17 protein-coding genes are annotated in these 17,455 nt (G+C 35.0%); 15 read left to right on the forward strand and 2 right to left on the reverse strand.

Annotated elements, in window-relative coordinates; translation table 11 throughout:
* Window positions 1-31: 31 nt before the first annotated feature.
* Window positions 32-1,177 carry an iron-containing alcohol dehydrogenase gene (locus ILYOP_RS02620; protein WP_013386962.1) on the reverse strand — a complete coding sequence of 382 codons (1,146 nt, stop codon included), beginning with the start codon at window positions 1,175-1,177 and terminating at the stop codon, window positions 32-34.
* A 416-nt stretch (window positions 1,178-1,593) separates the two neighbouring features.
* Between ILYOP_RS02620 and nudC the strand changes: the two genes are divergently transcribed.
* The 14 genes from nudC (at window position 1,594) to ILYOP_RS02690 (ending at window position 13,139) form a co-directional block, all read left to right on the forward strand.
* Window positions 1,594-2,421 carry an NAD(+) diphosphatase gene (nudC, locus tag ILYOP_RS02625; protein ID WP_013386963.1) on the forward strand — a complete coding sequence of 276 codons (828 nt, stop codon included), beginning with the start codon at window positions 1,594-1,596 and terminating at the stop codon, window positions 2,419-2,421.
* A 636-nt stretch (window positions 2,422-3,057) separates the two neighbouring features.
* Window positions 3,058-3,507, forward strand: a complete 450-nt coding sequence (locus tag ILYOP_RS02630; protein ID WP_013386964.1) for a GNAT family N-acetyltransferase — start codon at window positions 3,058-3,060, stop codon at window positions 3,505-3,507.
* A gap of 33 nt (window positions 3,508-3,540) precedes the next feature.
* On the forward strand, window positions 3,541-4,083 hold the full coding sequence (locus ILYOP_RS02635) for a lipocalin family protein (RefSeq protein WP_013386965.1): 543 nt from the start codon (window positions 3,541-3,543) through the stop codon (window positions 4,081-4,083).
* A 191-nt stretch (window positions 4,084-4,274) separates the two neighbouring features.
* Window positions 4,275-5,438, forward strand: coding sequence for an ABC transporter permease (locus ILYOP_RS02640; RefSeq protein WP_041920990.1), 1,164 nt, complete (start codon window positions 4,275-4,277; stop codon window positions 5,436-5,438).
* On the forward strand, window positions 5,431-6,126 hold the full coding sequence (locus ILYOP_RS02645; protein ID WP_013386967.1) for an ABC transporter ATP-binding protein: 696 nt from the start codon (window positions 5,431-5,433) through the stop codon (window positions 6,124-6,126). The genes ILYOP_RS02640 and ILYOP_RS02645 overlap by 8 nt, the downstream gene beginning before the upstream one ends.
* A 134-nt stretch (window positions 6,127-6,260) precedes the next feature.
* The gene (gene hpf / locus ILYOP_RS02650; RefSeq protein ID WP_041921094.1) at window positions 6,261-6,803 is read left to right on the forward strand and encodes a ribosome hibernation-promoting factor, HPF/YfiA family; all 543 of its coding nucleotides are present in this window, start codon (window positions 6,261-6,263) and stop codon (window positions 6,801-6,803) included.
* A gap of 124 nt (window positions 6,804-6,927) precedes the next feature.
* Window positions 6,928-7,488 (forward strand): bifunctional adenosylcobinamide kinase/adenosylcobinamide-phosphate guanylyltransferase, encoded by a 561-nt coding sequence (gene cobU, locus ILYOP_RS02655; RefSeq protein WP_013386969.1) that lies wholly within the window; start codon window positions 6,928-6,930, stop codon window positions 7,486-7,488.
* A gap of 14 nt (window positions 7,489-7,502) precedes the next feature.
* Window positions 7,503-8,252 (forward strand): adenosylcobinamide-GDP ribazoletransferase, encoded by a 750-nt coding sequence (cobS, locus tag ILYOP_RS02660; protein ID WP_013386970.1) that lies wholly within the window; start codon window positions 7,503-7,505, stop codon window positions 8,250-8,252.
* 23 nt (window positions 8,253-8,275) lie between these two features.
* Window positions 8,276-8,866, forward strand: a complete 591-nt coding sequence (cobC, locus tag ILYOP_RS02665; RefSeq protein WP_013386971.1) for an alpha-ribazole phosphatase — start codon at window positions 8,276-8,278, stop codon at window positions 8,864-8,866.
* Window positions 8,867-9,919 (forward strand): nicotinate-nucleotide--dimethylbenzimidazole phosphoribosyltransferase, encoded by a 1,053-nt coding sequence (gene cobT / locus ILYOP_RS02670; protein WP_013386972.1) that lies wholly within the window; start codon window positions 8,867-8,869, stop codon window positions 9,917-9,919.
* An 86-nt stretch (window positions 9,920-10,005) separates the two neighbouring features.
* The gene (radC, locus tag ILYOP_RS02675) at window positions 10,006-10,683 is read left to right on the forward strand and encodes a RadC family protein (RefSeq protein ID WP_013386973.1); all 678 of its coding nucleotides are present in this window, start codon (window positions 10,006-10,008) and stop codon (window positions 10,681-10,683) included.
* A 13-nt stretch (window positions 10,684-10,696) separates the two neighbouring features.
* Window positions 10,697-11,656: a PSP1 domain-containing protein gene (locus ILYOP_RS02680; RefSeq protein ID WP_013386974.1), complete on the forward strand. Its 960-nt coding sequence runs from the start codon at window positions 10,697-10,699 to the stop codon at window positions 11,654-11,656.
* A complete protein-coding gene (locus ILYOP_RS02685) occupies window positions 11,656-12,330 on the forward strand; it encodes a tRNA1(Val) (adenine(37)-N6)-methyltransferase (RefSeq protein WP_013386975.1) in 675 nt (224 codons plus the stop codon). Before ILYOP_RS02680 ends, ILYOP_RS02685 begins: the two co-directional genes overlap by 1 nt.
* Window positions 12,331-12,722: 392 nt before the next feature.
* A complete protein-coding gene (locus tag ILYOP_RS02690) occupies window positions 12,723-13,139 on the forward strand; it encodes an ankyrin repeat domain-containing protein (protein WP_083789071.1) in 417 nt (138 codons plus the stop codon).
* A 55-nt stretch (window positions 13,140-13,194) separates the two neighbouring features.
* On the opposite strand, the gene ILYOP_RS02695 is transcribed toward ILYOP_RS02690, so the two are convergent.
* Window positions 13,195-14,760: a bifunctional ADP-dependent NAD(P)H-hydrate dehydratase/NAD(P)H-hydrate epimerase gene (locus tag ILYOP_RS02695; RefSeq protein ID WP_013386977.1), complete on the reverse strand. Its 1,566-nt coding sequence runs from the start codon at window positions 14,758-14,760 to the stop codon at window positions 13,195-13,197.
* A gap of 700 nt (window positions 14,761-15,460) precedes the next feature.
* Here ILYOP_RS02695 and uvrB point away from each other — a divergent pair.
* Window positions 15,461-17,446: an excinuclease ABC subunit UvrB gene (uvrB, locus tag ILYOP_RS02700; protein ID WP_013386978.1), complete on the forward strand. Its 1,986-nt coding sequence runs from the start codon at window positions 15,461-15,463 to the stop codon at window positions 17,444-17,446.
* Window positions 17,447-17,455: the final 9 nt, after the last annotated feature.

Below are 17,455 nucleotides of genomic sequence, written 5' to 3' on the forward strand. Positions count from 1 at the left end.
TTTTACCCTCTTTTAGTTTTTATAGAATATTTTACATGGAATCTCTGAATAATTGAATTATCTGATTTTTAGATGATTTTCTGGGATTTGTGGCAATACATACATCTTTTAAGGTGTTATCAGCAAGAATAGGAAAATCTTCTTCTTTGACTCCTAATTCTCTAAGACCAGAAGGTATCCCAACATCTTTTGATAATCTTTTGATTGCGGATATGGCTTTTGCTCCAGCTTCCATTGGTGAAATTCCCTCTATATTTTCTCCCAATGCTCTGGCGATATCTGCAAATCTTTCTGGATATGCAATGAGGTTGAACTCTTGAACCTGTGGAAGAAGGATAGCGTTACACACTCCATGGGGAAGGTTGTAAAAACCACCTAGCTGATGAGCCATAGCATGAACATTTCCAAGGCTGGCGTTGTTGAAAGCCATACCTGCTAAAAATGCAGCATATGCCATCATTTCCCGGGCCTCTATATTTTCTCCATTAGCAACTGCCGGACGCAGGTATTTGCTAATGAGTTCAACTGCCTTGATTGCTGCTGAGTCTGTAACAGGAGTGGCAATAGTGGATACATAAGCTTCTATGGCATGAGTTAGGGCATCCATTCCTGTGGCAGCAGTAAGGGAAGCTGGCATACTGATCATAAGTTCAGGGTCATTTATAGAAACTGTAGGAGTCACGTGCCAGTCAACTATTGCCATTTTTACAGAAGTATCTGTATTTGTAATAATTGTAAAACGAGTCATTTCACTTCCTGTACCTGCAGTTGTGTTTATTGTGATAAAGGGTGGCATAGGATTTTCAGATTTGTCCACACCCTCATAGTCACTTATGTTTCCACCATTGGTGGCCAAAATACCAACACCTTTTGCGCAGTCGATAGAACTACCTCCACCTAATGCGATTATAATATCGCATTTTTCATTTTGATAAACAGAAAGAGCATCACTTACATTTTTTACCGTTGGATTGGGATTAACTTTGTCATAAACAGATGTTTCGACACCACTTTCATTTAAAAGTGAAATAATTTTTTCAGCAACACCAATTTTTACAAGTATTTCATCTGTGATAAGTAAAGCTTTAGAACCGTTTAAAATTTTGGCCTGTTTTCCAACATTTGATACTGCACCTCTGCCCATTAGATTTACCGTTGGTATAAAATACGAATACATAACACTTCCCCCTTTAAAAAAATTATTATATAAAAAAAAATATCAACTTTGGTTTCAAATGTTGAATTTGAAAACACAACTGTTTCAGTAATAACCAATTATTGAAATTGTGGATGTAATAGATTATTTCTTATAATCATGAATTGTTCAAGAATAGTTAAAAAAATACTTTAATTTTAAATCCTTATTTTGTTGAGGTTTAATGCATTCAGAAGCGTAGGTTAAATTATTCTTTTGTATAAAATAATTTTTTATTGTGAATATAGTGAAAAAATTTTTAAAAAATACTGAGTTTAATTTAAAAAAAGAGCTTAAAAAGATCATCATAAAAGTTTTAAATATGATAAATGTAGATTTCATTGTGGTATAATGAACATTAAAAAGATCTATTAACCTTAAAAAAATTAGGAGGAACCATGATAAATGAAATTGCACCAAATATTTTTAATATATCACTCTTGAGCAGAGAGGCTATAAAGTCAGAAGAACAGGTTTTATGCTATAAAAATGGAAAAGTTCTTATGAAAACTTTAGAGGATAAATTTCTTATCCCTAAAAAAAATGAGCTGGGTGAATGGGTAACAGAAGGGATATTATTAGGAGAGGTAGACGGAGAAAAATGTTTTATTGCAGAGGGGAAAGACAAGATGCCCCAGGGATTTGAATATGTGGGAATGAGGGATATTAGAGGCCAGTCAGATAAACTTTTTAAGTGGGTTACTGCCGTTGGATTTCATCTTTTTAGCTGGATCTCTGACAATAAATTTTGTGGCAGGTGTGGTAGTTCTATGGAGTTTAAAGAAAACGAAAGGGCTTTAAAATGCACAAGTTGCAAAAATATAATATTCCCCAAATTATCTCCAGCTATAATTGTGGCCATAACAAAGGGAGATAAACTTCTACTTGCAAAAAACAAACTGCATCCAGGATCTTTTTACAGTCTTATAGCAGGATATGTAGAGGCTGGAGAAACAATAGAGGAGACTGTAAAAAGAGAGGTTATGGAAGAAGTGGGGATAAATGTTAAAAATATAAGATATTACAAGAGCCAGCCCTGGCCTTTTTCCAGTTCTCTCATGCTTGGATTTTTTGCTGAGTATGATGGAGATAAACCTATAAAAGTAGATGGAATAGAGCTTTCACACGCAGACTGGTTTGATGCAGATAATTTACCTGAAATACCAAACAAAGACTCTGTGGCTGGAGAGATGATAAGAATCTTCAGAGAAAAAAATAAAATATAGAGGTTTTAAAATTATAAAAGGAAAAGCTAAAACTGATTGAAAATTCTAAGTAAGGAGTTTTTATATAAACTACTGAATTCATCTGAAAATCAGAATCAAAAGATTTTGTCACGAATGGACACTAATAAAAGATAGGGAAATTAACACGAATAATAAAAAAACCTTTTGGTCACAGAGGACGCAGAGAAAAAGAGGGAGTTTCACAGAGTTAAAACCAAACTATAGATGCTTTCTTTGCGAGAGGTTTTTTATCCTTTTTCCCGTACTACCTATAAAATCAGAATTAATAATGGTCAAAAATTAAGGAATAATTGTGCACATATTTTTTATTTAGGTTTATATTATTTTTTGTTTTTTGAATTTTCAAGTTGCAGGGCTTATACAGGAAAGAAACTGCACTCAGCCGTCCTACAGAATAAGTTCCGCAGGGGACTGAGGACCGTAGCTTACAAAGGCGATAAAAGAAATATCTACTTCCTAGACATTTGAAAATTCTTGAACTTTTGGTTATGCCCTGACCGAAGGGAGGAAACACTCTTGGGGTGCTTTTCTTTCAAGAGAAAAGTAACGAATCCTTATAAATTCAATAATTTAATTTTAACTTATTAAAATATATTTAGAAAGGTAGGTGTTGGTATGGAATGGAAAATAAAGAAATTTGATGAACTTAGCAACAGAGAACTGTATGACATAATTCAGCAGAGAGTAGATGTATTTGTGGTAGAGCAGAACTGCCCCTATGCAGAGGTAGATGGAAAAGATATAGATGCCTACCATCTTTTTGCAACTGAAGATGGGAAGATAGCTGCTTATACTAGGATACTACATCCTGGAGTCTCTTTTGACGAGGTTTCCATAGGGAGGGTACTTGTGAATATGGGGTATAGAGGTGAGGGCCTAGGACAGGAGCTTATGAAAAAAACAATGGAATTTGTAACTAAAGATCTGAAAGAAAAATCCATAAGAATTTCTGCTCAGGAATATCTTTTGGAATTTTATCTTAGCCTTGGATTTGAAGAGGCATCAGATGTTTATCTAGAGGACGGAATACCGCACATAGATATGCTATTTACAAAAGGCCAGTAACAAGATAGATAAAATTCTGTATAGGGGGCTACTATGAAGAGTTTTCTTAAGATTTTTATAATTTTTTTAACTTTTTTTATATATTCCCAGTCTTATTCGTGGAGGAGACAAGAAAAAAAATATGGTATTTCAGAGTTTCAATCTGAAAAGTACCTCGGTAAATGGTATGAAATTGTCAGAAAAGACCATGGTTTTGAAAAGGGCCTTAGTAATGTGACTGCTCAGTATGAGCAACTGGGAAAAAACAAAGTAAAAGTAGTAAATAGAGGATATGATATAAAGAATGAAAAAATAAAAACTGTTGTAGGAAAGGCAAAGATAAAATATAAAAATGTTGACAATATACTCAAAGTCAGTTTTTTCTGGCCTTTTTATGCAGACTATATAATAATGGATTATGACAGAGAAGAGTATAAATATGCTTTAGTTAGGGGAAGAAGTGACAAGTATCTGTGGATATTATCTAGGACTCCTGTTTTAGACAGTGAAATCTTGGAAAAATTACTTGAAAAGGCAGAGAAAGACGGAATAAAGCTAGACGACCTTATCTACGTGAAACATGATAAATCTCAATAGACTGATTTTAAAAGCCGGATACTACCGGCTTTTAAAATTGATTTATTCAAGTTATTGGATAAAAAATAAAGTGGATTTTCTCTATGAAACTTACTTTTATTTTCTATAGATAAGTATCTGTTGAGTATGATCTTTATATGGTGTATAATTCACCTATAAATGGAAATACTATAAATAAAGGAGAAAAAAGCATGATAGAGTTTTTTATTGCTAAAAAACACATAATAGAGAGAAAAAAACAAAGTATAATCTCTATTCTCGGTATGACCATAGGAATAGCTGTTTTGATAGTGTCTATAGGGATAGCAAATGGTCTAGATAAAAATATGATAGAAAGTATCTTGTCTATAACCTCTCATGTGGTGGTACAGGACAACGGAGATATGGAAAATTACAGAGATATACAGAAAAAAATAGAGAGTATAGAGGGGGTAAAAGGAGTGGTTCCGAAAACTTCTACCCAGGGGATACTGAAATATAACGGTGTACTAGGAAGTTATGTATCTGGAGTAAAAATAGAGGGACTAGATTTAGCCGATGCCAAAAGAGCCATGGAACTGGATAAAAAAATTGTTCAGGGTACCATGGATTTTGATAATCCTACACAGCTTCTTATGGGGAAAGAATTATACGAGCAGTTAGGTGCAAATCTTGGAGATGAGGTTTCTATAGTTTCTGCAGACAACCGAGAGGTCAGGTTCAAAATAGGGGGGGTTTTTCAGAGTGGATATTATGAGTATGATACCAGCCTTGTGATGCTGCCGCTAAGAGCAGTACAGGTCCTGACATACTCTGGAAATACAGTGAGCAAAATGGATGTGATGCTTTATGATGCCTATAAATCAGATGAGGTGGCATCTGAAATAAACAGTACTACAGGCTTGAATACCAAAACATGGGGACAGCTGAACAGAAATCTTTTGTCTGCCTTATCCCTAGAGAAAACAGTTATGATAATAGTGTTTTCTCTGATCGTTGTAATTGCAGGGTTCGTGGTTTGGGTGACTTTGAATATGCTTGTAAGGGAAAAAACAAGGGATATAGGAGTTATGAGGGCTATGGGGTTTTCTAGTGAGAAAATAATGAAAATATTTCTTATAGAGGGTATGGTTCTGGGAGTTATGGGAATAATAATAGGTACAGCAGTTGCTCTTGGAATACTTTGGTATGTAAAAAATTATTCAATTGCTCAACTGACGAGCATATATTATCTTACAAAGATACCAGTTGAGTTATCTTTGAAGGAGATTTTCACCATAATAGGAGCCAATCTAGTAGTGATATTTATTTCAAGTATTTTTCCAGCATACAGGGCAGCAAAATTACAACCGGTGGAGGCGTTAAGATATGAGTAAAATAGTACTGAATCTAGAAAAACTTAATAAAAACTATAAGGATAAAAAAAGGGAACTTCATATTATAAATAATCTGGATTTGAAAGTAGAGGAGGGGGAGTTTATCTCTATACTGGGTAAATCAGGTTCTGGAAAATCTACTTTGCTCAATCTTATGGGACTTTTGGACAAGCCTGACAGTGGAAAGATATATTTTGATGGTATAGAGGTGGATAACCTAAAAGGCAGCAACATTGATAAGATAAAAAATGAGATGCTTGGATTTGTATTTCAATTTCATTATCTTCTTCCTGAGTTTACTGCTTTAGAAAATGTAATGCTGCCAGCCTTATTGAAAAATTTCAAGGATAAGACTGAGATAAAAGAGAGAGCCATAAAGCTTCTAGAAGAGGTAGAGCTTGGAGAAAGAATGGGGCATAAACCCAATGAACTTTCTGGAGGAGAGAAACAGAGGGTTGCCATAGCGAGGGCCCTAATAAACTCTCCTAAGATACTTTTGGCAGATGAACCAACTGGAAATTTAGACGAAGAAACCAGCGAAAAAATACACGCTCTTTTGAGAAGAATAAATTGTGATATGAACCAATCTATAATTGTGGTTACTCACTCAAGAGAACTTGCTAAAATATGTCACAAGAGATATTATCTAAAAAAAGGATACCTACATTTGGAAGAGGAAATAAAGTAAATAAAAATAATAAAAAAACTTTTGAAAAAAAACTAGGAAATACGTTAAATAGTTGTATAATCTTAATAGTTGACAACGATTCAACAAATACACCGGAGCTTATGCTAAGGATCGACGAAAGGAAGTGGTTTTATATGAGATTAATCATCCACGGGAGACATTTAAACGTTACAGAACCAATCAGGCTACATGCTGAGAAAAAGATCAACAAGATAAAAAAATATTTCGACAATATTATGGAGGTGGATGTAACATTATCGGCTGAAAGTTTGAAAACGGGAGATTACCATACTGCAGATGTATTGGTCTATATGAATGGTAATAAAATCAAAGCTACTGCAACTGATGAAGATCTATATGCATCAATAGACGAAGTGGTGGACGTATTAGAGCAGCAGGTAAAGAAACATAAAGAAAAATTAAGAGATAATAAGCACAATGCAGGACGTAAAAATACTATTAAGTATAATCCTGAAACTAAGACAATAGATAAAGAGGACAGTAAAAAAATTGTTCAAACAACAATCTCTGCAAGACCAATGTTTGTAGAAGAAGCTGTAATGCAGATGGAAGTTCTTAATAAACAGTTTTATGTTTTTATGAATGCTGATACAGAGGAGCTCAATGTAGTCTACAGAAGAAATGATGGAGATTATGGTCACGTAGAACCAGCATAAAAAGATCAGGACCGGCTGAGCCGGTCCTTTTTAATTGTAATTACAAAGCCCTTTGTTATTGATATTTTGTTCTGTAAGTGATATAATAAAAATTGTGATAACTTAAGTTTTTAAAGGGGGAAACATGGGTAGAATCATCTATGTTACTGGTGGTGCCAGAAGCGGAAAAAGCAGCTTTGCAGAAGACCATGTGGCGGCGAGTAAGTTGAAAAGAGTATATTTAGCCACCTCTATTCCTTTTGATAATGAGATGAAACTCAGAGTAGAAAAGCATAAGGAGCAGAGAGGTGAAAATTGGCTGACCATAGAGGCCTATAAAAATCTCTATGAGATCCTCCAAAACAAAATAAGAGATGAAAAAATTATTCTTTTGGACTGTCTCACAGTAATGGTGACTAACCTAATGATAATGGAAGAAGAACGGGACTGGGACAACATAGGAAAAGATGAACTTTATTCTATTGAAAAATCTATAGAGGCTGAGATAAAGGGAGTTTTTAATTTTGTAGAAGAAAAAGATTTAGAACTGGTAGTGGTGTCAAATGAGCTTGGAATGGGACTTGTTCCACCCTATGCATTAGGAAGACACTTTAGAGATATAGCAGGGAGAATGAACCAGCTAGTAGCCAAAAGAGCAGATGAAGCCTACTTAGTTGTATCAGGACTGCCGATGAAATTAAAATAATACGGAGGGAACAAATGAAGGGAATTTTACTTTTATTTCAATTTATGACCAGGTTACCTATACCTGTTAAGGTGGAATATGATGCAGACGAAGTGGGGAAAAGCATGAAATTTTTTCCTGTTGTGGGAGTGATTATAGGGGGGATACTTTGGGGGGCTTATCTTGTGCTGAGCAAGTATATAAATAATCCTTATGCCATTGCATCTCTTGTGGTACTTCTAGAAATAATATTGACTGGAGGACTTCACTTAGACGGTCTGGCAGATACATTTGACGGTATATTCAGTTACAGAAGTAAACATCGAATGCTTGAGATAATGAAGGATTCAAGACTGGGATCTAATGGAGCTCTTGCACTGATTATTTATTTTATACTTAAAATATCTCTAATTGTAGAGGTGGGATTTGCAATTATACTTATAATGCCTGTAATAGCAAGGCTAAACAGTGTACTTAATGCAGCAATAGGGCCTTATGCAAGGGCTACAGGAATGGGAAAATCCATAGTAGAGCACACTAATGCCATTGGGGTATTGATTTCTACTGTTTTGACCTCCCTTTATGTATATTTTATAGGTTGGCATTTTGGAGAGTTTGAGTTAGGACTTAGACTTCTTGCAATAATACCGCTTGTGATGCTACCTGGAGCTTATTTTGCAAAACTTATGGACAGAAAGATAGGCGGAGTTACTGGAGATACATTAGGAGCTGTTCTTGAAATGACAGAGATTTTAGTTATTTTCTTTGCAGCGATTATATTATAAAAAAATTAGGAAATGGTGAATATATGGGAAAAGTCATACTGGTAAGACATGGTGAAAGTGAGATGAACAGAGACGGCCTGTTTTTCGGATGGCTCGATCCTAAACTCACAGAAAAAGGTATAAAGCAGGCACATAATGCTAAAAGCGTAATACAAAGTTTTGAATATGACGAAATATATTCTAGTGACTTATCTAGGGCAAGGGAAACTGCAGATATAGTAAATTATCAAGGACTTCCTGTAAAGCTGTCTCAAGAACTTAGGGAGATTAACTTTGGAATTTTTGAAGGGCTCACTTATAAAGAGATAAAGGAAAAATATCCTGATGAAGTTAAATTGTGGAGAGAAAAGTGGCAGGAGTATGACTACGAAAACGGAGAGAATGTAACTCAGCTTCAAAGAAGGGCTGTGGAATTTCTAAAATCACTGGATAAAGAGAAAAAGGATATAGTTGTAGTAACCCACTGGGGAGTAATAAACTGTATATTAAGTTATTATATAACCGGAGGTCTAGAAGGGTATTGGAAATTTGCACTAGATACCGGGGGAGTCAGCATATTAGAATTCAGAGAGGGATTCCCTGTGCTGCACGGCCTTAATATAGGGGGAAAATAAATGAAACTTTTTGAAGAAACCTTGAGAAGTATAGGGGGTCTAGATAAAGATGCCGTAAAAAGGGCTCAGGCTAGGCTAGATTCTAGAATGAAACCTAAAGGGAGTCTAGGGAAACTTGAAAGGATAGCAGTACAGTTTGCTGGTATTACTGGAAAAGTTTTTAATAAAGCCGACAGAAGATGTCATATAGTGGCATCAGCAGACAACGGTGTCATAGAAGAGGGAGTTTCGTCATGTCCTTTGGAATTCACAGAAATAGTATCTGAGGCTATGCTAAATGAGATAGCAGCCATAGGTATACTGTGCAAATCTATAGGGGTTGACTTTAAATTGATAGATATAGGTATAAAAGGTGGTATAAAAAGAGACTATCCAAATTTACACATAGAAAAAGTGAAAAATGGGACGGCCAATCTGAGAAATGAACCTGCTATGACCAGGGAAGAGTGTATAGAGGCTATAGAAACAGGTATTAGGACAATAAATAATCTAAAGGATAATTATGATATATTTTCTAACGGTGAGATGGGAATAGCCAATACAACTACTAGTTCTGCAGTGCTTTATGCACTAACAGGTGAAGACATAGAACTTATAGTTGGAAGAGGAGGAGGCCTTAGTGACGAGGGGCTTCTCAAAAAAAAGAGAGTTATAAAAGAGGCTTGTGAACTGCACAAAGTAATGGAAATAGACCCTGTAGATGTAGTTGCAAAGGTTGGTGGACTAGATATAGCCTGTATGACAGGGATGTATCTAGGGGCCGCAGCAGCAAAAAAACCGATGTTGGTTGATGGATTTATATCTGGAGTAGCAGCTCTGGCTGCCTCTAAGATAGCTCCTCTTTCAAGAGACTATATGATAGCTACTCATAAAAGCGAAGAGCCTGGAATGAAAGTTTTACTAGATAGCTTGGAACTTGATGCTATGCTTCATATGGATATGAGACTCGGTGAGGGAACCGGAGCAGTTCTTGCTTATCCTGTAATAACGGGAGCCCTGGAAATTATAAAGAAAATGAAAAAAGTCGATGAAGTGTATGAACTTTTTGCCTAAAAAAATCCCTGCCTAAGCGGGGATTTTTGACAAAATGACGTTTTAAAGTATATAATTGATGGAATTCTTTTATAAGGTGATGGTCTATGAAAGAGACAATAGGGCACAGGAAAAGACTCAGAGAAAAGTATATAAAAGGTGGGTATGATTCCTTTTTAGACTATGAAAAACTTGAACTGCTTTTGACATATAGCATAGTTAGAAAAGATGTAAAACCTGTTGCAAAGGAACTTTTAAAAAGATTTAAAACATTGGAAGGTGTTATGAAGGCTCCTTTTGATGAACTTTTTAAAGTAGATGGCTTAGGAGAGGGAAGTGTAGTTTTTTTGAAACTTATCTCAGAGACATCTAAAGATATATTTAAAGGTTCCTATTCGAAAAAAGACGTCACTACCATATCTGGGACCAGAGACCTTTTGGCTTTTTTGAGAAATGACATAGGATTTTCTCCTATAGAGGAGTTTAAAGTTATTTTTCTTGATACTGCTAATAATCTTCTTTGTGAGGAAACCCTGTTTAAAGGGACTATTGACAGAAGTGGTGTATATCCTAGAAACATAGTAGAAAAAGTCTTAAAACATGGAGCCAAATCCGTAATTTTTGCACATAACCATCCCTCTGGGAATTTGAACCCTTCTAAGGCGGATATAGATTTTACGGACAAGATAACAAAAGTATTAAATGCCATTGAGATAAGGGTATTAGACCATATGATAATAACTAGAGACTCTTATTTTAGTTTTTTGGAAAAGGGACTCATTTAATTGGGAGGATAGAATGAAAAAGGATGTAGATGTCAAAAATAAAAAAATAAATTCAGAGGAAACAAAGCCCTCAGAGGCAAAAGAAGAACATGAGAAAAAAACCTATAAAGTATTAGGAGTTATATTTGAAGTCACAAAAAAAAGATATTATTTCGAGGTGACAGATAATACTGAATATAAAAAAGGCGATAAAGTCGTTGTAGATACTGCCAGAGGTAGAGAATTAGGGGCTGTCTATGCTGAGGCTAGGGAACTTCCGGAAAAAGAACTTGTACTTCCACTTAAGCCTGTAATTAAAAAAGCATCAGAAGAGGAGTTGGAAAGATACAACAATTTAAGAGATGAATCCGAAGCAGCTTATCTAGTGTGTAAGGTAAAAATAGCAGAACATAAATTACCAATGAAGATTGTTGCTTCAGAGTTTACTTTTGACAAGTCAAAACTTATATTTTATTTTACGGCAGAGGGAAGAATAGATTTTAGAGAACTGGTAAAGGATCTTGCAACTATATTTAAACTTCGAATAGAGCTAAGACAGATCGGTGTCAGAGATGAAGCTAGAATCCTTGGAAGTATAGGTATCTGCGGAAAGGAACTTTGCTGCAGAACATTTATAAATAAGTTTGATTCGGTATCAATAAAAATGGCCAGAGATCAGGGGCTTGTAATAAACCCTTCGAAAATATCAGGGGCCTGCGGAAGACTGCTATGCTGTATAAAATATGAGCACAGTCAATATGCAGATGCTTTAAAGAGTTTCCCAGCAGTAAATCAGACAGTAGGAACTGAAGATGGAGACGGTAGAGTAGTAGGAGTAAATCCGTTAAATGGTTATCTTTATGTGGATATACCTACTAAAGGCATGATGAGAAAAGATTTAGTGGATATAAAGTTTAATAAAAGAGAGGCTAGAAAACTTCAGAATAAAACCAGTGCCGAAGAGCGTAAATTGAAAGGGTTAGAGAAGGAGTAATGATTCTACCAGATGAAGATATAACCATTTTAGGTGAAGTGGAAAGGGATATAATCCAAAAGAAAAATGGATTTAGATTTTCTATAGATGCCGTGATATTGGCAGATTTTTTTAAGGGGAAGAAATTAGGGAAATTACTGGAAATAGGTACAGGTACAGGTATAATTTCCATACTGCTTTCAGACAGGGAAGAGATAGAAAAAATAACTGCCCTTGAGGTGCAGGCTGAAATGGCGGAGTTAGCTGAAAGAAACGTGAAAAGAAACTCTCTGGAAAAACGTATAGAAGTAGTTTTAGGAGATGTAAAAGAGATGAAAGCTGGGAATGTTTATGATTATGTTATAAGTAATCCCCCCTATATGCCTTTAGACGGAAAAAAGATAAATTTACATGACAACAAGGCCCTGTCTAGGCATGAAATAAATCTTAACCTGGAAGAATTGATAAAAAATGCAAAAAGACTTTTAAAGCCAAGAGGTCAGTTTTTCATGGTCCATAGGACTTATAGATTTGCAGAAATATCAACGGTTCTTGAAAGAGAAGGATTTTCCATAAAAAGGGTTAGATTTGTGTATTCTGATCATAAGAGTAGTTCCAATTTGGTGCTTATAGAGGCATCTAAGGGGAGAAAAGAAATATTAGAAGTAGAAAAGCCATTATATTTGAACAATTAAGAGAGATCGTTTTTAACGGTCTTTTTTTTTATAGAAATTTCAAGAAATAATTCTTTGTAATCTATAGATTTATAAGGGGTTGGAGAAGAGTATTTTCTATAATATTAAAAATATATTTTTTAAATCATTTTGAGTTAAAAAATGTATGATTCTAAGGTGAAATCTAATTGACTTTTATCAGGAAAAGAAATAAAATACCTTACTAAATAGCCATTTTACAAGGTTAAAATAGATTTTTATAAGTTTTATTTGAATTGCATTTAGAAAATATCCTGAAAAAATAGTTTATTTCAGAGTTTTCAATAACTTTCAGCTTTTATAAGGAAGGGGCTCCTGACAAAAGCTGGGAGGGTTTAAAAATATAGTGTGTTTGTAAAAATTTATAGAGGTGGATGATGGAACTTTTAAACTATTTAAAAGAGGAAAATGCGGAACTTTTTAAGGAAAATCTTCATGTGGATCTTATTGATGAAAAAGATGAAAATGGATATACATTTCTTCATCATGCTGTGACAAAAGGAAATTATGAGATTGCTGATTTTCTGGTTTACAATGGCGTAGATGTAAATATCAGGGACAAAAATGGAAATACTCCTGTTCATTTGGCTGCAGAGTTTAATGAAAAAGAGATTTTCAGTCTTTTACTTGAGTACGGAGGAGATCTAAAAATAAAAAATAATAATCAAAGAACTCCGGAACAAGTTGCCAGAATGAACAAATCATCAGCCATCCTTAAGTTACTAAAGAATTACAGTGAGGACTATGGATATTGTGAAAAAATGCATGCCCCTAAAAAATGGGATGAGTAAATCCTGAAAATGCACCAAAAGAATATATAAAAAAAAGCGGGTGATAAACCCGCTTTTAAATTTCTCTGGGGATATATTTTTTACAGACTTTAAAATAATTTTTTCTAAGATTTTTAATTGCCAGAGAAATATTTTCAAGCATCCTAGTCGGAAGGACACCGTCTTCACCGTATCTTTCAGAAGTAATATCTCCTGTGTATCCGTGGACAAAAACCCCTGTAGAACAAGCTTCTAAAGGCGGAAGGGTACAAAGTTTCATGGCTATTATTCCCACTAAAAGATCACCACTTCCAGCCACTCCCATGCCGCTGTTACCAGTAGTACTAAATAAGAGCTCTCCCTGAGGAGATGCTATTATGGTAGTTGCATCTTTTAAAACAATATAACTTTTTAAATTCTTGGCTGCTTCTCGTAAGATATTTACTCTGTCTCTTTGTATTTGCTCAATTGAAAGTCCGGTAAGTCTTGAAAATTCCCCTATATGAGGAGTTAGAATAGTAGGGGATTTACGATTTTTTAAAATTTCTAAATTTTCAGAAATAGCGCTAATACCGTCTCCGTCAATGATTATAGGATTTCTGCATTTTTCTATTACCTTTCTTGCAAGGTTTAGAGTATGCGGATCAATGGAAATACCGGAACCTATAGCTACAACATCATTTTTTTTAGAGAGTTCTATTATGTCTTCAAAATTTGATAGAGATAAGCTTCCAAGATCTGTGGCAGCCCCCCTTTTAAATACAAGTTCCCTTGCAAAATTAGAAACTGAGTTGATTACCTCTTCTGTTGAAAAAAGGGTAGAATAACCTCCCCCAGAGTTCAAAAAAGAGTATGAGTTCAGCAGAGGTGCTCCAAGATAGTCTCTGGATCCGGAGATGAAAAGAGCTTTACCAAAACTTCCCTTGTGACCTGTTATATTCCTTGGTAAAAGAGGATCTGGAATATTAATAGATGTTTTGAAGTCGGTTGTAAAATATTCTGGGAAAGAGATGTTGCAGTTAAATAATTTTCCACAAAATTTCCTTCCTTTGTTGATCAAATGGCCATATTTTAAAGTTCCAAAAGATATGGTGTAGTCGGCCTCTATACATCTTCCCATGATACAACCATTGTTTCCGTTTAAGCCTGAGGGAATGTCAAGAGACACAATTTTCGCCCTTGATAAATTGATCATGTCTATGAGTTCACCTGGAGTTCCAGTGATATCTCTGTCTAGTCCTGTCCCAAAGATGGCATCTATAATGAGATCCGCCTCTGAAATATCTTTTTTTATTCTGTCTGTGCTGTTGCCATTTAAAATCTCCCACTTTATTCCCAAATTATCTGCAACCTTGAAATTGGTAAGAGAAGCATCTTTAAATCTGTTTGGCTCCTTTAGGAAATAAATCTTTATGTTATCGTTGAAAGAGAATATTTTTCTGGCTAGAGCTATGCCGTCTCCGCCGTTGTTTCCTCCACCACAGAAAACCAGAATTTTTTCAGATAGATGCAGATTCTTTTTTCTCATAATTTCAAAGGCACCAAGGGAAGCGTTCTCCATAAGTACTCCTTGGGGAATTCCGAATTTGTCTATATATGAATTATCAAGGTCTCTCATCTCCTGAACACTCAATATTTTCATTTTTTAACCTCCTGATATTTTGGATTTATTTTTATTATATTATACATCGGGACCTGATTCTTTTTTTAAATTTTTTAGATGAGTGTTTTTTTATAAATTACTGACTTTATTTGAACCTGTTACTTTTCTCTTGAAAGAAAAGTAACCAAAAGTTCAAGAATTTTCAAATGTCTAGGAAGTAGATATTTCTTTTATCGCCTTTGTAAGCTACAGTCCTCGGTTCCCTGCGGAACTTATTCTGTAGGACGGCTTAGTGCAGGTTCTTTCCTGTATAAGCCCTGCGACTTGAAATTCAAAAAATATAAAATCGTATGATCTATCTATAAGAAATAAGCGCAAAGGTTTACCAAGGTTTATTCACACAAAAGTTTTTTTTAAGTTTTTGGCCATTGATAAAATAAGCGTTAAGAATGACTGAGAGAAATCTCTAGAAAAAATCGACTGTCTGAGCGTAGCGAGTTTCGAGTTTTTCTTGGATTTTCAAGGTTATTTAGCTGATTTTTCACAGGCTTGAACTTTTGGTTACTTTTCTTTCAAGAGAAAAGTAACGAATCCCGATAAATTCAATAATTCAAACTAACTAAAATTATAAAATAAGCTAAATTTTCAATTAATCACAATAAAAAATGAAACTTATTTGTACCAGGTGAAGAAATCTGTTAGAATTCAGATATATATTGCTGAAGAAGGGGGATAAAAGATGTTTAAACTCCATTCAAACTATAAACCAACAGGAGATCAGCCTGAAGCTATAAAAAAAATATCTGAAAATATAAAGGAGAATGTAAAGGACCAAGTGCTTTTGGGGGTAACAGGATCTGGAAAAACCTTTACCGTGGCAAATATAATAAAAGATACTGGAAGACCTGCAATTATAATGGCTCCTAATAAAACCCTGGCAGCTCAGCTTTACTCAGAATATAAATCTTTTTTTCCGGAAAATGCTGTGGAATATTTTGTCTCGTACTATGATTATTATCAGCCTGAGGCATATATTCCATCTACAGATACCTTTATAGAAAAAGATTCATCAATAAACGATGAGATAGATAAGTTGAGGAATGCCGCCACTGCAGCACTTATAAACAGAAGAGACGTAATAATCGTGGCATCTGTATCTGCTATATATGGTTTAGGATCTCCAGAGACCTATAAAAAGATGACCATTCCAATTGATCTTAAGACAGGAATAGAAAGGAAAAAGTTTCTTGAAAAACTTGTTTCCCTGAGATACGAAAGAAATGACATAGCCTTTGAAAGGGGAAAGTTTAGGATAAAAGGGGATGTAGTAGACATATATCCTTCATACATGGAAACAGGCTACAGACTTGAATTCTGGGGGGATGACCTCGAGAGCATATCTGAAATAAACACCCTTACTGGGAAAAAAGTAAGAAGCGGACTTGAAAGAATCAGTATAATGCCTGCCACACATTATGTTACAGAGGAAAATGAAATAGAAAGAATAATCGAAGATATAAAAGAAGACCTCAAAATTCAGATAAAGAAATTTGAGAGTGAAGGAAAACTTCTTGAAGCTCAGAGAATAAAACAAAGGACAGAATATGATCTAGAGATGATTAGAGAAGTGGGATACTGTAAGGGTATAGAAAATTATTCTAGATACCTGGCAGGAAAAGAACCTGGGGAATCCCCGCATACACTCTTAGAGTATTTTCCAAAGGATTTTCTGATATTTATAGATGAGTCTCATATAGCTGTTCCACAGATAAGGGGAATGTACAAGGGAGACCGTTCTAGGAAAGAAACTTTAGTTGCCAACGGGTTCCGACTTCCATCTGCGTTAGATAATAGGCCCCTTAGATTTGAAGAATTTCGTGAGATAGCAAATCAGACTGTCTTTGTATCTGCAACTCCAGGAGACTATGAGATGGATGTAAGCAAAGGACAGGTGGCAGAGCAGCTGGTTAGACCTACAGGTATACTCGAGCCCCTTATAGATGTGAGGCCGACTGCCAATCAGGTAGACGACCTTTTAGAAGAGGTGAGAATAAGGTCAGAAAAAAAACAAAGGGTTTTGGTTACCACTCTCACCAAAAAAATGGCGGAGGAGCTTACAGAATATTACATAGGATTCGGAGTAAAGGCAAAATACATGCATTCAGATATAGACACACTGGAAAGAATAGAAATTATACGAGGACTGAGACGTGGAGAGTTTGATGTCCTTGTGGGAATAAATCTATTGAGAGAGGGTCTAGACATCCCAGAGGTCTCTCTTGTGGCGGTGCTAGAAGCAGACAAAGAAGGCTTCCTTAGAAGCAGAAGATCCTTAATACAGACCATGGGAAGGGCAGCAAGAAATATAGAGGGAAAAGTTATACTTTATGGAGATGTCATGACCGGTTCTATGAAAGAAGCTATAGAGGAAACAAAAAGAAGAAGAAAAGTACAGAAAGAATACAACAAAACATATAATATAGATCCTAAGACAGTTATAAGAGAGATATCTGAAGAAGTTTTAAATTTTGACTATGGAGTGGATATAGACAGTTATGAAAAAGAAAAAGTAAAAAGAGTATTTACTTCTAAAAAGGATATAGAAAAAGAGATTGGAAAATTAAAGAAAGAGATTAAAATCTTGTCAGAAGAACTGGATTTTGAAAAAGCGATCATAAAAAGAGATGAGATGATCAAATTACAGGAACTTTTACTGGAACTATAAAATTCTAGA

Source organism: Ilyobacter polytropus DSM 2926 (assembly GCF_000165505.1).
In the GTDB taxonomy this organism is placed as follows: Bacteria; Fusobacteriota; Fusobacteriia; order Fusobacteriales; family Fusobacteriaceae; genus Ilyobacter; species Ilyobacter polytropus.